This window comes from Fructilactobacillus sp. Tb1 (genome assembly GCF_050500285.1).
In the GTDB taxonomy this organism is placed as follows: domain Bacteria; phylum Bacillota; class Bacilli; order Lactobacillales; family Lactobacillaceae; genus Fructilactobacillus.
In genome coordinates this window covers 945,940-962,299 of sequence record NZ_CP191377.1, presented here as the reverse complement: position 1 = coordinate 962,299, position 16,360 = coordinate 945,940, and the positions used below count along the sequence as shown (strand labels likewise).

The following is a 16,360-nucleotide window of genomic DNA, read 5'->3' as shown; positions in this document are numbered from 1 at the left end:
TAAACCTTAGTTAAATCTTTACTGTGCTATACTTAATTTTGTATAAACAATATTATTTAGGAGGAATTACATATGTTTAGTTCAGAAAGAAAATTCGATCCATTCACTTTAGTAATTGGTATTATTTTTGCTGCCATGTCACTTGTGATTGCTCGTAACCCTGAAACATCTTTAAAAGCCATGATCTTCATGATCGGTTTTGTCTTAATCTTTGAAGGGGTTTTCAAATTATTTGATATTACCATGATTGACAAGTCACTTGGTTTAAACCCTGGTTGGTTAATCTTTAGTGCCGTTATCGATATTATCCTAGGTGGATTAATCTTCTTCGAACCTGGTCTTGGTGCAATTTACATCTGGATTACTTTAGCTCTTTGGTTCATCTTTGATTCACTTTTCGAACTTTGGTTCAGTCGTTTCATCCAAAAACAACACAAAGGTTATTTCTGGTTTAACGTAATTCTTGGTGTAATTGGTGTGATCCTAGGAATCATCTTACTAGTTCACCCAGCAATGGCTATTAGCGTTGGTGTATTCTTAGTTTCATTCTACCTAATGTTCTTCGGTATCTTACTTATCGTTCGTTCATTCTAATTAGAATCAATCTATAAGACGTGGTATTTTTCCACGTCTTTTTTTTATGCTAAAATTTAGACAAAAGGAGATTGTACTCATGAAATATGCCGTAACCGCTGCAACCGGACGTTTTGGCGAACGTGCCGTTTTAAAACTACTAAGTCTCGTGTCATTTAATGATATTGTGGTCATCGCTCGCGATGTTGAAAAAGCCAAAAAGATGTATCCTACCGCTGTCGAAATTCGACAAGGTGACTATGATGATGAAAAAAGCATGGAAAAGGCTTTTGATGGAATTGATCGGGTTTTATTTATTTCATCACAACCTAATGCTCGTCATCCCCGCGTAGCCCAACATAAAAATGTGGTAACTGCTGCTGCTAATGCTGGAGTTAAATTCGTGGCCTATACTAGTTTCCCCCATGCTAATACTAGCGATGCTCCTCTCGCCGAAGATCACCGTAAGACTGAACAAATGATTATCGATGCTCGTTTACCCCACTCATTCTTACGTAACAACTGGTATCTAGAAAACGAACTTAAAGATATCAAAGCTGCTAGAGATGGAAAACCATTTATCTACGCTGCTGGTGAAGAAACTGTTGGTTGGGCTGAAGAAAATCTTTACGCTGAAGGTGCTGCTAAAGTGCTTACCATGATTGAAAATGATCCCATGGATGTTTATGAATTTCACGGTGCTCAACATACGTACAAAGAACTTGCTAAAGCCATCACTGAAGTAACTGGTAAAACCTTCCCCGTTAAGTCACTTGATTTAAAGCAATACCAGGCTGAATTAGAAAAAACTGACTTAGATGCTGCTCAAGTAGCGTTCAAAGTGGATGTACAAAAACTCATTGCGAGCGGTGCTTTAAACGAACGCGTTGCTAAAAAAGACGTTGCTTTCGGAATGTCACATGAAGAAATTCTAGAAAATAACGTTAACAACGAAAACGCCCTTGAAAATGTCCTTGGTATGCCATTACCTAGCTTGTCAGAACAAGTTCAAGATTTATTGACTGCTAAACCAAAATACTTAATTTAATTATTTAGCTAAAAAAAGTTTGTGAATTTAAAATTCACAAACTTTTTTGTTTTACATATTTTTCTTTTCGTAATGACGGTAACCAAGTAATGCTACACTAGCAAAGATAATTGGTCCCAGAATCATCCAAACCGTGTTCATGACTTGACCTTGCAAGACTGGTGCAATCAAAGTAAAGATAATGGCTAACCCAACTGTAAGTAAAACGACAATTGAGGCAACCTTAGCTGAACGATCTGTCTTGAAGAACGTAAATGGACGAGCAACGTTGTCTTTCTTTCTGAATTGCATGTAAGCAAAGGCAATGAATAGGTATGGTAATGACATTGCCACATTAGTCATTGAAATAACAATTTGGAAGAACGCTTTTGCATTGCTACCACCAAATGAAACTAGCAATAAGAATCCAATTACAAGAGCTGCTTGTACTTTCATCGCATTAACTGGTAAATCATTCTTGGTTTTTTGAATAAATTTAGGCCATAGCTTAGCAGGAGTCCCTTCTACCAATTGTTTGATTGGTGAGAAGATAACTGTGGTAAAGGCTCCCATTAAAGCTAAGAACATTGAGAAACCAATGTATCTAGCAGTCCAGAGTCCCATTTCTACTGCTACATGATGGGAGAAGTTAAGTGCTAAACCTAATTGGTAACCAAAGTTGTTCATTGCGATGAACGCTTCATTCCCCAAGTTAACGTGTGAACCTTGGTTAAAGACTTCGTTCCAGTTGGTAAACATTCCAGTAACGAAGATTCCTAAACAATACACCAACGTAATCATAATGGCACTAATCGTTACTCCACGTGGGAAAGTTTTTTCTGGATTCTTAGTCTGATCAACTAATCCACTAATAATTTCGATTCCACCAAAAGCGAAAACGGCGAAGACTGAGAAACTTAAGGTTCCAATAGCACTAGCATATTGTGGATCTGGTGATTTGATTAAACTAGCAAAACTTAGTGGTTGTAATGGATGACCATTTAAAATCAAGATTAATGAACCACCGACAATTAAAATGAAACTAGCCAATAACATGGCTGATCCACCAATTGAAGTAATTAATTTAAATTTGCTAAGTCCCCGACTAGCAATAAAGGTCACTAAAATTACTAATAAGGAAGCTAAAATTCCTAGAGTTTGGACATCACTAAGTCCAAATAAATGCCAATTTTGGGTTTTATCAACTCCGAAAATGGCCGTTGAAATTGGAATCCAAATGATTGAACTAGTATTTAACATCCATGAAATAAATGATGTATACCACATCACGACTCCCACAAAAGCGTATTTTGGACTAACCGCTTTTGCCATCCAAGTGTAAATTCCACCCTTTGCATTGGGAAATGCTGATCCCATTTCCGCTACCATAAAGGCAAATGGTAAGAAGAAACAAAATGCCGCAATCACATACCACATAATGGCAGCGTACCCCATTAAGTAAAAGGCCCGGGGAATATTTACGAAGTTAAAGATCGACGTAAAGACCATCAAGACCAGTGAAATCAAAGTAAGTTGACGTTTTTTCATAATATTTAATTTTTCCTCTCAAAGTTGAGTGTTATGCTTTCTTAATTAATTCTTTCAACTCTGTTTTAGGCTTTTGCTCGATACCGCGTAAGTACTCGTCCATTGCTTCATCAGTTCTAAATCCAGCCACAGAACCACGTTCAGTGACACGGTGCATGGGAACTGCTAACCAAATGGGACAAGCTTGCATCGCAGCAATTACATCTTCAGTTGATTGACCTAATTGGTCAGCCAAACTAGCCAAGCTCAGAGTTTTTCCGTAGGGAATCTCCATAATGCTTTGCCAGACTTCTTCTTGTTGGGGAGTTCCATCAACAAAGTAATCGATACTAAAGACAAAGGTATCACGTTTTCCCTTAAGGTATTTCTTAAGTTCTTTGCGATATTGATCCGTTTCTTTATGCGCGTGAACATATTCAAATTGTGCAAGCGGATAAAAATCTAAGATTTGTGAGACCCCAACTTCTGGGGTACTGACAAAATTCAAACCCTTATCGGTCACTGTATAGAATACTTTTTGCCCATCAACATTAACTGCGTCCCAATAAATTCTTTGCACGGAAACTCCTCCTTTCGTTTTACTGATACTTTCTATTTTAGCATATTTTGGCAATGAAAATAAAAAGGATTGTAAACAACAATTTACAATCCCATTAATTATTTAGTTAAGTTTTTAATTCCCCGATATCCTAAATATCCAAATGTCAAAATCCAGCCGAGCAACGAGGCCATTATGGCCATTTTCACGTAGAATGGTTCTTGATATTTAACATTTAATTCGTTGTGCCCTACTTTAGCTGGCACATAGAGTCCCCCAATTTGAGATAATTGGAATTTTCCAGGGGTATATTGACCGTTTACTAATGTTTTAGCTGGTTGTAAGCGATGACCGTTTAGTTTAACCACTGAGTCATGATAAACAACTTCTGGAATCATCGTCATCCTTTTTTGCCGACTATGCCAGCTAACTTTCATACTGCCATCTTTTTGGTGTTCTTTATTAAACGCAGTATTATCAGTTAATTGATTCTTATATAAATCCTGTAAATTACTTGGTTGCCGTAATTTAGAATGATTAGGCAAATAATCGGTATTGGAGCGAATTGAATCAGCAAGCGCCAAATGCAAATCATTTTTTTGAAAATCTTTGCGAATGCCTTCATTACTTACCTGCTTAGCATAATATCCATATGGCAAGAGGTGTTGCGCATAAACCCCAGCTTGGGGCGCAATGTTGTAATCTTTCCAGTTATTGTTCAACTGTTGCCGAATGTTAGCCATGCCAACAAAAACGGAAACCATTGCTAACACGATCACTAAGCCACCATAGATTTTTTTAACGGCTTTAAACCGTACTTGTCCCATAAATTGATTAACTGATAATAGAAAGCCAGTTAATAACATGATTGCTGCCACTGCGTAAAAACGCGATGGAAACTGCAAGAAATCTAGAAAAACCGGAAAACTTTTGCCAATTGCATCCCAGGGAAATAACTCCGAGGAAAGTGCAAAAAAGGCTAACCCAATAATCGTAAACATGGCGTTTAACTTACTGCGATTCAAATTAAACAGAATAAAAATAATTTGCGCAATTACGATAATAATGAAGACAATTCCCATTCCGCCTTGCATGAGCGTATTACTGCTAAATTGCATGCCCCCACTTTGTAAGGATTGAACCCGAAATGGTGAGATTAAATGATTACTACCAAAAACATTGGCAAAGGCCGCAAAATAATTAGCTCCTAATAGCAAAGCTAGGCCAGCGTTTAAACAAACTCGCTTTAAATATTGCATTTTTTCCGTTGAACGCAAAATTCCAACTATAAAAAATGGAATTAGCATTAATACTGTGATCACTGCACTTAGAATGTGCATTTCAATTAAAATAGCTACCACTAAGGCTAAAGTCACATGAATTTTTTTAGGTGATCCGTCGAGTAAATCCAAGCCAATCATTACCGCAAATGGCAACATCATCGAACCCCAGTCTAAAAAGGCTGAGCTGGTAATCCAATAGGTAGTAAAATTCTGGGAAAGAAAAATAATTGCCCCAGCGGTAGCTAAAATGTAATTAATTTTCAAACGTCTAAATAACGTGAAAGCTCCAATTCCAGACACAAACAAGAGGATAAAATCAGATAATAATTCAAAATTGACCCAACTATGCGTAATAAAGAGTAAAAAACCTAAGAAATAGGCCATATACGGTCCATACACGGCATTCACAATTTGGCCCGATTGAACATACCCATAGTTCGCCATAAAGTAACTAAAGCGCTGATGTTCAATCTGCATTGCTGTATCATAAATCCGATTAAAGTGGAAAAACGTGTCATAGCCAACAATAACATTGCCAGACAGCGCTTGAATTGAAAGCAAGCTTAAAACTGCAATTAGTATCACGCCAATTGCAATCCAATTCTTTTTATTTTGTAATGCTTTTTTCAATTCATCCGCCCCATTTTCGCTCATTGTGTAACAATAAATATTCTACACTAAAAAAATACCTAACTCCATGAAATTCCGGAGTCAGGTATTTTAAGTTTGTGTTACTTTTCTTTAGTTAATTTCCGCCGTTTAAATACATAGTAGCAAACTACTGCTCCATAGGGTAAATAAGTCAGCAAACAAATCACTGCTAAAATTATAACCAAGGGAGTTGCCGCTTTTTGAATAAAGTACGTCGCAATTAAAACCACAAATAGTGGTGTAATCACAAAATTAGCGAACTTACGTAGTTTTAATAATTTTCGGTCAATTTCTTCCACTGTCATAACAACTCTCCTGAACAAAAGTGCTAATCAAGAATTAGCACTTTGATTATTTAAACATTTTAAAGCGTTTTTCATCTTCAATGAATTCTTTATCTTTGGCAGTTCCTTCAACCGAACCAAAATTCATTTCAGCTCTTAATTGCCAACTACTTGGTAACTTATATTTTGCTTTTACGGGGGCACTGATGAGTGGATTATAGTGTTGAATATTAACCCCTAATCCATTTTCTTCTAGACCAGTCCACACTGCAAATTGTGCGTTTCCTTGAGCTTGTTCAGACCAATTATATTGATCATATTGGTAAGTCGCAATCTTCGGATTATCGGCATAAGCTTTCACAACGTCCATATCAGTAAAGAACAAAATTGAACCAAATGATTTCTTAAAGGTACTCATCTTTGCTTTAGTTCGAATAAAGGCGTCCGCATCAACTTGATCTTGTAAAATTTCACCAGTTAAATCCCAAAGTTGATCATGTTGTTCATTAAACAAGACCACGACTCGAACTGGTTGACTATTAAAAGCAGTGGGAGTGTATTTCACAATTGCCTTGATGTATTCGTATAAGTCAGCTTGCGGAATCGTAACATTTTTTCCTAAATCATAAATGGTTCGCCGATGTTTCATTAAATCTAATAGTTGTGTATTCATTTTCGACCTCTTATCTGATTTGATTTTTAGTCTTTCCGGTTTCAATCGCTTCATGAAAATTATCGAAACTAACTCTGATCATATCTTCAGTAGCAGGTTCCGTAAAGAAACCCATATGAGGAGTGATCAAAACGTTTGGATAGTGTTTCATTAATTCAACTAGCTCTTTATCTTGAATATCATCCAAACTGTCAAATTGTTTACCACTAATCGCAGCCCCATGGGCAATTACATCAGCAGCATAACCACCTAATTCCCCATCATTTAAAGCACTAGAAACTGCTCCAGTATCAACCAACGGACCACGAGCTGTGTTAACTAAAATAGCGCCCGGTTTCATATGTCCGATTTCGATGGCTCCAATCATCATGTCGTTTTCTCCAGGGAAATATGGCACATGAATTGAAACGATATCAGATTTCTTTAACAAAGTGGTTTCGTCAACAAATTCTACTTCTGGATTATCATTGGGATGGCGTTGGTAACCTAAGACTTTCGCACCAAGAGCATGGTATAAATGAGCTTCCGCAGCACCCATGTGACCTACTCCAATAATTCCAACCGTTAAGTTATGGATTTCTGGTGAGAAATAACTTGGTAAAATCCGGAAATCACCTTGGTGAGTATTAACGGTTGCATTGGCAACATGGCGCATTAAATCTAATCCCATTGTCATAGCTAATTCAGCCACTGAGTATGGTGAATAACTAGGTACACGAGCTACCATAATGCCACGAGCTGAGGCTGCATTTAAATCAATGTTGTCATAACCAACAAAACGGGTAAAACAATATTTCACATCGTGTTCTTTTAAGGCAGCCATCAATTCAGCGTTGGCATCAGTTGCACCATCAATTAAAACTCCAATCGAACCATTAACCGTATTAATGTTATTCATTGAAAGTGGTTCGTTAATTAATTGAAGTTCAAAATCATACTTATTTAATTTATTGTAAATGGGCTTTTCAAAGTCCTTAACACTATAAACAGTAATTTTAGTCATTGTTTCCCTCTTATCGTTCTACTGGATGAACTGGTTTACCAGTTTTAATGGTACTTTCGAAGTTTTCAAAACTAGTACTAATCATGTCAGTCACAGCAGGTACCGTAAAGAAGCCCATATGTGGTGTCACAATTACATTTGGATAGTTCTTCATCAAATCTTTATCGATTTGGTTAGGAACATCATCTAAAGTATCAAATTGACGATCCATAACGTGTTGTTCGTCTAGTAATACATCAGTACCGTAACCGGCAATTTTAAAATCGCGTACTGCTTGTGCCACAGCTTCGTTATCGACAACGGGGCCACGGGCAGTGTTAACTAAAATAGCGGATGATTTCATCTTAGCTAGTTCAGGAGCACCAACTAGGTTGTCAGTTTTACCTGGAATGTAAGGAACGTGAATTGAAATAATGTCTGATTTTGCTAATAAAGTATCCATATCCACAAATTCAACTGCATCATTAGCTGGATCTGGATGACGTTGGAAAGCTAAAACTTTGGCACCAAGTGCTTTGTATAGTTTAGCTTCTGCAGTTCCAATACTACCCGCACCAATGATTCCAACTGTCGCGTTGTGAATTTCATTAGCAAAATATTCTGGAAGAATCCGGAAATCACCCATATGAGTGTTGTAAGTAGCTGGGGCAACATGACGGAATAATGTCATTCCTAAAATGAAAGCTAATTCTGCCACAGCACGTGGTGAATAATTAGGCACATTTGCAACTTTAATTCCAAGTTTATCGGCTACTGCAAAATCATACTTATCAACCCCAACGGAACGGGTGAAAACTAATTTAATGCCATAACTATTTAAAGCTTCCAAAACATCTTTACCGGTATCATCACCACCGCTAACCAGCACGGCATCTGATCCTTTAGCTTTAGCAACATTTTGCATAGTTAATCGTTCTGAAACAAGGTTTAATTCATAGTTATATTTATTTAATTTATCAAAAAGTGGAATTTCAACTTCTCGAACACTGTACACTGTAATTTTAAACATAGTATGTCTCCTAATCTTATATATAAGCTAATTATAGGTTAGATTTAGGTTGTAGGGCAAGGAATATGAGAAGACAAAAAAGCAAAATCATAAAATGATTTTGCTTTTTATTAAATATTTAATTAATAATAAATTTATTTTAATTATTAACTTCTGACATGTATACAGTAATCCAAGTATTATCACCATTATATGTTCCAGTTAGTGGAGAACTTGATTTATTTGAAGAATTAATTGCATATGAATACTTCAAACCTTTAATAACTGGAATAGCATTAGAAATATCATAACCATTTCCATATTTTCCATACCAGTTAAGGTCATACTTAGGATCTAAATACTTACCAGTATCAGAATCAACAAAACTAACATGAAGTTGTGAATTATCAGTATTATATGTCAAATATAAATTATCTGAATCAGAAGTATAAGTACCATTAGTATTGTGGGTAGTACCTACTGAACTATATTGATCAGCATGATTATAATAGTATCCATCAATTGCTGGAATACTATTAGTGTAATCCCAATTAGTACCTTGTTCACCAGTTATAGATGTTTGTGGTTTAATTGTATTACCTTTTTCATCATGGTAGTAAACATTAACTACATCATTCTTAACATAAGTTAAGTATAAATCAGTTGGTCCATATAATGGATAGTTACCTGTTAAATCATGGTCAAAATAAGTTGGGTTATATTGATCAGCATGATCATATGTGTATCCATCAATTGTTGGAACACTACTTGTATAATCCCAAGGAGTTGCAATTTGACCAGCTAACATAATTGAAGGCTTGATTTCTTTACCATCTTGATCATGATAATGAACATTAACTCTACCTGAATTTGCAATTTGATCATATGTCAAATATACATTTGTTGGTCCATATAATGGATAGTTACCTGTTAAATCATGGTTAAAGTAAGTTGGATTATATTGATCAGCATGATTATAAGTAAATCCATTGATTTCTGGAATCCAATCATTGTAATTCCAACTAGTTCCCATATTACCTGTCCATGAGAAACTAGAATGTCCATCATTTGTATTAATTGCGTTACCATTTTGATCATGGAAGTAGAAGTTAACAGTTCCAACTCTTTGGTAAGTCAAATATACATTAGTATCACCAAAAGCTGAATAGTTTCCAAATAGATCATGTGTTTCACCATTTGGAAGATATTGATCTACATGACTATATTGATATCCATTAATTTCTGGAACCCAACTTGTATAGTTCCAAGGTGAAGTTGCTCCACCTAACCATGTAAATGAACTATGTCCATCATTTGTGGTAATGGCATTTCCATCTTGGTCATGGAAGTAGAAGTTAACATTTTCATTTTTATCATAAGTTAAGTAAACACTAATATCATTAGTTGAGTACTTACCATTTAAAGTGTGATATACATTACTACCATCATATACATCATCATGACTGTATTGATATCCATCAATTTGTGGAACCCATTTACTGTAGTCCCAAGTTGATCCAGATAAGCCACTCCATGTAAATGAACTATGTCCATCATTTGTGGTAATGGCATTACCATTTTGGTCATGGAAGTAGAATGTTACATTGGTTACTTTACTTGGTTCATAAACTAAGTATACGTTATCCGTAAAACTATAGTATTGACCATTTAAACTATGTTTAGTTGCATCATCAGCAAATTGGTTAACATGATCATATCTATATCCATTAATTTCTGGAACCCAATCATTGTAATTCCAATCGCTTCCAACTACACCGTTCCATGTAAATGAACTATGTCCATCATTTGTGGTAATGGCATTTCCGTTATCATCAACAAAATGGAAAACAACTTGTCCAATTTTCTTGTAATAAACGTTTAATTCAGTTGGTCCAACTTGTGAATAATTACCTGATAATGAATTATTCTTGTAATTTGGATTGATTTGATCAACATGATAATATTGGTAACCATCAATTTGTGGAATTGAGTTACTGAAATCCCAGCTTTGTCCATTATTACCTTGTAATGTTTGACCTAAATTACCGTTATTATCTTTAATAGCAATTCCATTTTGATCATAGTAATTAACTTTAACAGTATTTGCTTGATTTTTAGCAATAACAACTACTACATTTTGTTTTTGATCCCGTTGGAAAATATAATTTTGTGGTCCACTAATATAATTGTAACCATCTGGCATCTTTGAAAGAGTATTAATGTTATCTCCTTCTTTTCCAGCAAAATCAGCAGTTGAGATAATATTTCCAGTTTGATCATAGTATTGAACTGTTGTGTTTTGAGCCATATTAGGATCACCAACAAAGTTTTGTGATTCAATACTTGATACTTTAGCAGAACCACTAACAGATACATTTACATCTTGTACTGGACTTAATGTATATCTAAGAGTAGTAAATAATTGGCCTGTTTCTGGGATACTAAGTTCAATACTTTGAGTATCAGTTCTTACAACCATTTTTGAAATATCTGTGCTTCTCAAGATAGAATCGTAAACCATAGTATACCATTCTGAAGGAGCATCTTTAAATGTTCCACCATTTCTCCAGAATGCTAAACGTAAGTTATTACCAGCACGATAAATTCTAATATGTTGTGAACCATCTGTTTCATTAAAATCAAATTCAGCACTAAAATCTGGTTGATCTGTTCCTTGTAAATTAAAAGTATAGTTTTGAGCTAAACCTTGTTGTTTACCTACAGTAACAGTTCCTGAAGTAGCACTAGTATTATTTAATGTTTTGTTATCTTCCCAATCATTAGGATCTAGCCCTACCCATTGTGCCTTAACAACCCCATTATCTAGATAGACTTTTCTAAATGATGCAACCCCAGGAATCGCAATTGGTGTTCCTTGGTCAACAACATCTCCGGAATATTTCCAGTTACCGAGCCATGCATTTTGAACAACACTATCTACAACATTTTTTAATGGATCAGCATTGTATTAGTTTGAACCACCATAATAATCTGAACCAAAATCTGTTCTAAACATTGGAGTATCTGTTGTTGCATAATAATTAGTTGAGTCGTTAGGATCTTGAGTAGAATTATCTGGAATAAATAATCCATTAGCATCAATATGTCCTAACATAGCAACACATCCTTCACCATTTACTAAGTTGTAGTATGGACCATTATCCCAGTTTTGAATTCCAAAGAACATAACATCTTTAATTTCACCAGTAGTTTGGTCTCTCATTCTAGAAATACCAGGTGTTTCAACTAAAGTATATTTAGCAAATGCAGTATTATCATTACCGGCAATTGTTGTTCTACCAATGTAATGGTAGTTAATTCCGTCATCACTAGCGAATTGTGAAATAACATGTTCTACACCATGATCGTAATCTTGGGCAATCCAGATTTCCATTTGATTAGTTTCAGAGTTATACCAAATAGCGGGATCTCGGTTGTCACCTTCATAACCATTGGTAAATTCTGGAAGACCAGTAATTGGATGATCTTCCATTGGAGTAAAGTGATATCCACCATCTAAACTTTGTAAAAGCCATAGATTTTGACCTGTATCTCCATCAACCGTGTTAATTCTTGGAGTACTGATACAAGCGACAACTACATTAGGTGATTGTGGTAAGTTTTTGAAGAATCCATTAGCATTTGTAATGATTGAACCAGTCCAAGTTGCTGTCCATAATCCAGGTTCAACACCAGGAATAGCAGTTCCACAGTCTTGGAAATGAATTAAATCAGAACTTGTAACATGAGCCCATCCACCCTGTCTATATGCATCTACACCATCTGGTCTAGTATCACTATGTAAGTAATAAAAATGCCATAATCCAGTTGAATCTTGCCAAATAGTTTGTACATCATTACCGGCACCTTCAGCATCAGAATAGTGGTATTGTTGACGATATTTATTAAATTCTTGTCCTGCTTGTAATTTAGTTGCAGTTTGGGCATTAATACCATCATTATTATCAATTGCTTTAACATTTGATGAATCTTGAGCAGCTTGTTGAATTTGTCCCTGTGTTTGTTGTGAAACTGTTGCAAGTTCAACTGCTTTATTATTAGCAACTGGTTGAGTTTGTTTTACTTGAGGATCTTTATTATCATTGTTATCTTTTGTAACAACGTTTGTTTGTTGGCTATTGTTAGTTGCATCTTTGGTAGCAGCAACATTTGTTTGTTGATTATTGTCAGCTACAGTTTTGCTATCGTTGCTGTCTTTTGTGTTTGTTGGTAATGTAACGAGTGGCGTATTTTTTGTATCATTACTATTATCAGCAGTCTTAGTTGTAGAAGCATTAGTAGTATTAGTTTGATTCTGTACTGGTGAAACTGCATTATTAACTACTTGAGTCTGATTTTGAGTACTATTATCAGCACTTGTATCATTTGCACTAACACTCATTTGAAATGATGCAAGTGAAACTGAAACAAAAATTGTCCCAACTAAAATCTTAAGCCAACCGTGCTTTGACTTAATTAATTTTGGTGAAACTTTCTTTTCAGTTCCAAGCATATTAGAATTATTATCCATATTAATTATATTATCCTTTCAAATCACTTGAAAAAGTTTACATCATAATAATATTATCACAATATTTCATTTTTTTATTATTTTATTAAAAAAATTTAAAAAACATTAAAAAAGCATAAAAGACAACTTCAAAAAATTGTCTTTTATGCCTTTTATTTTTTATTTAACAAAATAAGTTAAGTATAAATTAGTTGGTCCATAAAGAGGATAGTTACCAGTTAAAGCATGATTGAAATATGTTGGATTGTATTGATCTGCATGATTATAAGTATATCCATCAATTTCTGGCACATTACCATCTAGACTCCATGGAGTTGCAATTTGACCTGAAATACTTGTACTTGGTTTGATTTCATTACCATTTTGATCATGATAGTAAACATTAACTGTTCCAGCTTTTTCATAAGTTAAGTACACATTAGTGTCACCATTTGCTGAATATACACCAGTTAAATCATGCAATTCCATACCATCCGTATATTTATCAACATGATTATATACAAATCCATTAATTTCTGGTACCCAGTTAGTATAGTTCCAAACATCACCTGAAATACCGTTCCACGTAAATGATGCATGTCCATCATTAGTCTCAATAGCATTTCCATCTTGATCATGGAAATAGAAGTTTACTTTTGATGGTTTTCTAACATTATATGTTAAGTAAACATTAGTATCGCCATTTGCTGAATATGTTCCAGATAAATCATGGTTTGCTGCTACAGTTTGTCCACCAATATAGTCATCAACGTGACTGTATTGGTATCCATTAATTTCTGGTATCCAATCATTATAGTTCCAATTGTCCCCTGACATTCCATTCCATGTAAATGATGCATGTCCATCATTAGTTTCAATGGCGTTCCCATCTTGGTCATGGAAGTAGAATGTTACTTTTGAGGGCTTTTTAACATTGTATGTTAAGTAAACGTTTGTATCACCATCTGCTGAGTATGTTCCAGATAAATCGTGGCTTGCTGCTACAGTTTGTCCACCAATATAGTCATCAACGTGACTGTATTGGTATCCATTAATTTCTGGTACCCAATTAGTATAATCCCAGTTATCTCCTGACATTCCATTCCATGTAAATGATGCATGTCCATCATTAGTTTCAATGGCATTTCCGTCTTGATCATGGAAGTAAAACGTTACTTTTGAAGGAACATTTTTTTGTACAGTTACGTAAGCATCTTTTTGATCTACTCCAAAGAAGTATGATTTGTCTCCGCTTAAGTACTTGTATCCTTCCGGAATATTATCTACTGTACTAGAAGATTCACCATATTTACCATTAATCATAGCTGAGCTAACTTCTTTACCATCTGCAGTTTGATAATGAACATTTGTACTTACAGGCCAATTATTTTCCCAATTCCACGTTCCAGTTGCATAATCAATTTTTTGTGGTGTCGTAGCAACATAGTCCCCATTGTCTGATAATGCACCTTGTTGAAGCACCTTATCGTTAACAACTTTAGTAGTATCTCCATTAATTTCTAACATAAAAGTTGGTCCAAAAGTTCTATTATCATAGAAATAAGTAACAAGCATTTTATTAGATCCCGTAGGAATAATATCATGTGAATATTCACTACCATTGGCTACTAAAACCAATCCATCACCATTTAATGGTGTATAGTCACCCGCAATTCCATTATGAGATACAAATCCTAATATATATGATGGATTAATTCCCTTATCGGCATCACCAGTAATTGTCTTATTATTAGAAGCAAAACTCATACCACGAGTAATTGTAAATAAGTACCAGTTACCGTTATATTCAAGAATTGCTGGTCGTTCTAATTCAATTGCAACTCCGTTTCCAGAAACAAGTGGCTTTTTAACATCTTTCAATGAGTAATCATCATTAAGTTCAAGGATTCCAATTGCCGGGTTAGAAAGATATGACTGTCCATAAGTAGTACTGTATGGATGATTCATAAGATCATTAAATGATTGTGTAGCTGTTTGTCCATTTCCATAATATGCAGCATTATTAATGTTATTTAGTCCTTGAGTACCATTGTCTTGACCTGTACTTCCTTCAAAAACTAAATATTTATTTCCATCTTCAGTCATTACAAAGTGAGGATCACGACAAGCAGATCTTTCAAATACACCTATATATCTTGTTGTTTCACCAGCTTGATATACCTTACCATCACCAGTAAAGATAGATTTATTATCAGTAGTTTTATCATGATTAATAAATAATCCATTGTTCCAATCCCCATCAATAGGATCCACTGATAATTGAGCAGTAGCAAGAGTTTGTTCCCAATCTGTATTTGGTGCCCAAATTGTATAGAATAATCTAACATTGTCAGAATCATTATTTTCTAAATAAGCTGAACCTGACCATTGAGCAGTTTCCTGGTTAATATAAGTATCATTACCATTACTACCTTCAGTTTTATCATTAAATACAGTTCCAAGGAATTTCCATGAGTCTAGCGAATCATCAGCAACCTTCTTAGCAAACAAACCAATTCTTGCATTATCATTATCAACTGAAGAAGCTGGATCTACCAATCCAAAATTCAAGTTGTATCCATGATAATCAGCAACAGTTCCATCGGCATTTTTTAATGCCCATGTATCCCACACATGAACTTGTTCATCTTGGTTTGTTCCATTAAAAGTGTTTTTCATAGTTGCTGAAACATTTTGCGTCATGTTATTTGGAACTTCTGGTGCAATAACATTTTGGTTATTAGTGTCATTTGCAATGTTTTCCATATCTGAATGTGTGTAATGGCTAAATCCATAGTCATTGTTTTCAGAAGGAGCTGCAGTGGTGTTAGTATCTAATTGAACAGAATTTGTCTTAGTATCCGTTTCATTTTGTTGAGATGCATTAATTTGTGTATCTTTTACACTTTGAGTTGCATTATTGGTACTTGTAGTCGGTGTTGTTTGTGAGTTCTTAGAATCCTGAACCGTTTTGGTATCAGTTACAACACTTACTTGTGAGTTATTACCATTTTGAACTGGATTAGTAGTATCAGCAGATACCTTACCTTGCATGGCACAAATTGATGCTGCAACAATTAGTGTACTCGTTAACATCTTAATCCAGCCATGTTTAGATTTAACTAATTTTGGCTTTAATTTTCTATCTATCATATGTATAATTCCCCTAAATTTAATTTTTATGAAATTGTAATAATTAAACTATAACACAATGTTACATTAATGTTACATAAACATTAAGAAAATACAAAAAACGACTGTCACCATTTAGGTTTCAGTCGT

12 protein-coding genes are annotated in these 16,360 nt (G+C 34.8%); 2 read left to right on the top strand and 10 right to left on the bottom strand.

Annotation, left to right across the window (positions count from 1 at the left end; translation table 11 throughout):
* Positions 1–72 precede the first annotated feature (72 nt).
* The gene (locus tag ACQW5G_RS04970) at positions 73–594 is read left to right on the top strand and encodes an HdeD family acid-resistance protein (protein WP_429970366.1); all 522 of its coding nucleotides are present in this window, start codon (positions 73–75) and stop codon (positions 592–594) included.
* Between the two features lie 79 nt (positions 595–673).
* Positions 674–1,621 carry an NmrA family NAD(P)-binding protein gene (locus tag ACQW5G_RS04965; RefSeq protein WP_429970365.1) on the top strand — a complete coding sequence of 316 codons (948 nt, stop codon included), beginning with the start codon at positions 674–676 and terminating at the stop codon, positions 1,619–1,621.
* Positions 1,622–1,672: 51 nt separating this feature from the next.
* Here ACQW5G_RS04965 and yjeM read toward each other — a convergent pair whose 3' ends face one another.
* The 10 genes from yjeM to ACQW5G_RS04915 form a co-directional block, all read right to left on the bottom strand.
* Positions 1,673–3,148 (bottom strand): glutamate/gamma-aminobutyrate family transporter YjeM, encoded by a 1,476-nt coding sequence (yjeM, locus tag ACQW5G_RS04960; protein ID WP_429970364.1) that lies wholly within the window; start codon positions 3,146–3,148, stop codon positions 1,673–1,675.
* Between the two features lie 31 nt (positions 3,149–3,179).
* Complete coding sequence (locus ACQW5G_RS04955) at positions 3,180–3,707, bottom strand: methylated-DNA--[protein]-cysteine S-methyltransferase (protein WP_429970363.1); 528 nt, start codon at positions 3,705–3,707, stop codon at positions 3,180–3,182.
* 98 nt (positions 3,708–3,805) lie between these two features.
* Positions 3,806–5,599: an MFS transporter gene (locus ACQW5G_RS04950; protein ID WP_429970362.1), complete on the bottom strand. Its 1,794-nt coding sequence runs from the start codon at positions 5,597–5,599 to the stop codon at positions 3,806–3,808.
* Positions 5,600–5,700: 101 nt separating this feature from the next.
* Positions 5,701–5,925 carry a hypothetical protein gene (locus tag ACQW5G_RS04945; RefSeq protein WP_429970361.1) on the bottom strand — a complete coding sequence of 75 codons (225 nt, stop codon included), beginning with the start codon at positions 5,923–5,925 and terminating at the stop codon, positions 5,701–5,703.
* 46 nt (positions 5,926–5,971) lie between these two features.
* Positions 5,972–6,577: a nitroreductase family protein gene (locus tag ACQW5G_RS04940; RefSeq protein WP_429970360.1), complete on the bottom strand. Its 606-nt coding sequence runs from the start codon at positions 6,575–6,577 to the stop codon at positions 5,972–5,974.
* A gap of 10 nt (positions 6,578–6,587) precedes the next feature.
* The gene (locus tag ACQW5G_RS04935; RefSeq protein ID WP_429970359.1) at positions 6,588–7,580 is read right to left on the bottom strand and encodes an NAD(P)-dependent oxidoreductase; all 993 of its coding nucleotides are present in this window, start codon (positions 7,578–7,580) and stop codon (positions 6,588–6,590) included.
* A 10-nt stretch (positions 7,581–7,590) separates the two neighbouring features.
* Positions 7,591–8,589 carry an NAD(P)-dependent oxidoreductase gene (locus ACQW5G_RS04930; RefSeq protein ID WP_429970358.1) on the bottom strand — a complete coding sequence of 333 codons (999 nt, stop codon included), beginning with the start codon at positions 8,587–8,589 and terminating at the stop codon, positions 7,591–7,593.
* A 139-nt stretch (positions 8,590–8,728) separates the two neighbouring features.
* Entirely contained in the window at positions 8,729–11,089 is a 2,361-nt protein-coding gene (locus ACQW5G_RS04925) for a MucBP domain-containing protein (RefSeq protein ID WP_429970357.1), read from the bottom strand.
* Positions 11,090–11,536: 447 nt separating this feature from the next.
* The gene (locus ACQW5G_RS04920) at positions 11,537–13,099 is read right to left on the bottom strand and encodes a hypothetical protein (protein WP_429970356.1); all 1,563 of its coding nucleotides are present in this window, start codon (positions 13,097–13,099) and stop codon (positions 11,537–11,539) included.
* A 159-nt stretch (positions 13,100–13,258) separates the two neighbouring features.
* A complete protein-coding gene (locus ACQW5G_RS04915; protein WP_429970355.1) occupies positions 13,259–16,231 on the bottom strand; it encodes a glycoside hydrolase family 68 protein in 2,973 nt (990 codons plus the stop codon).
* Positions 16,232–16,360 lie beyond the last annotated feature (129 nt).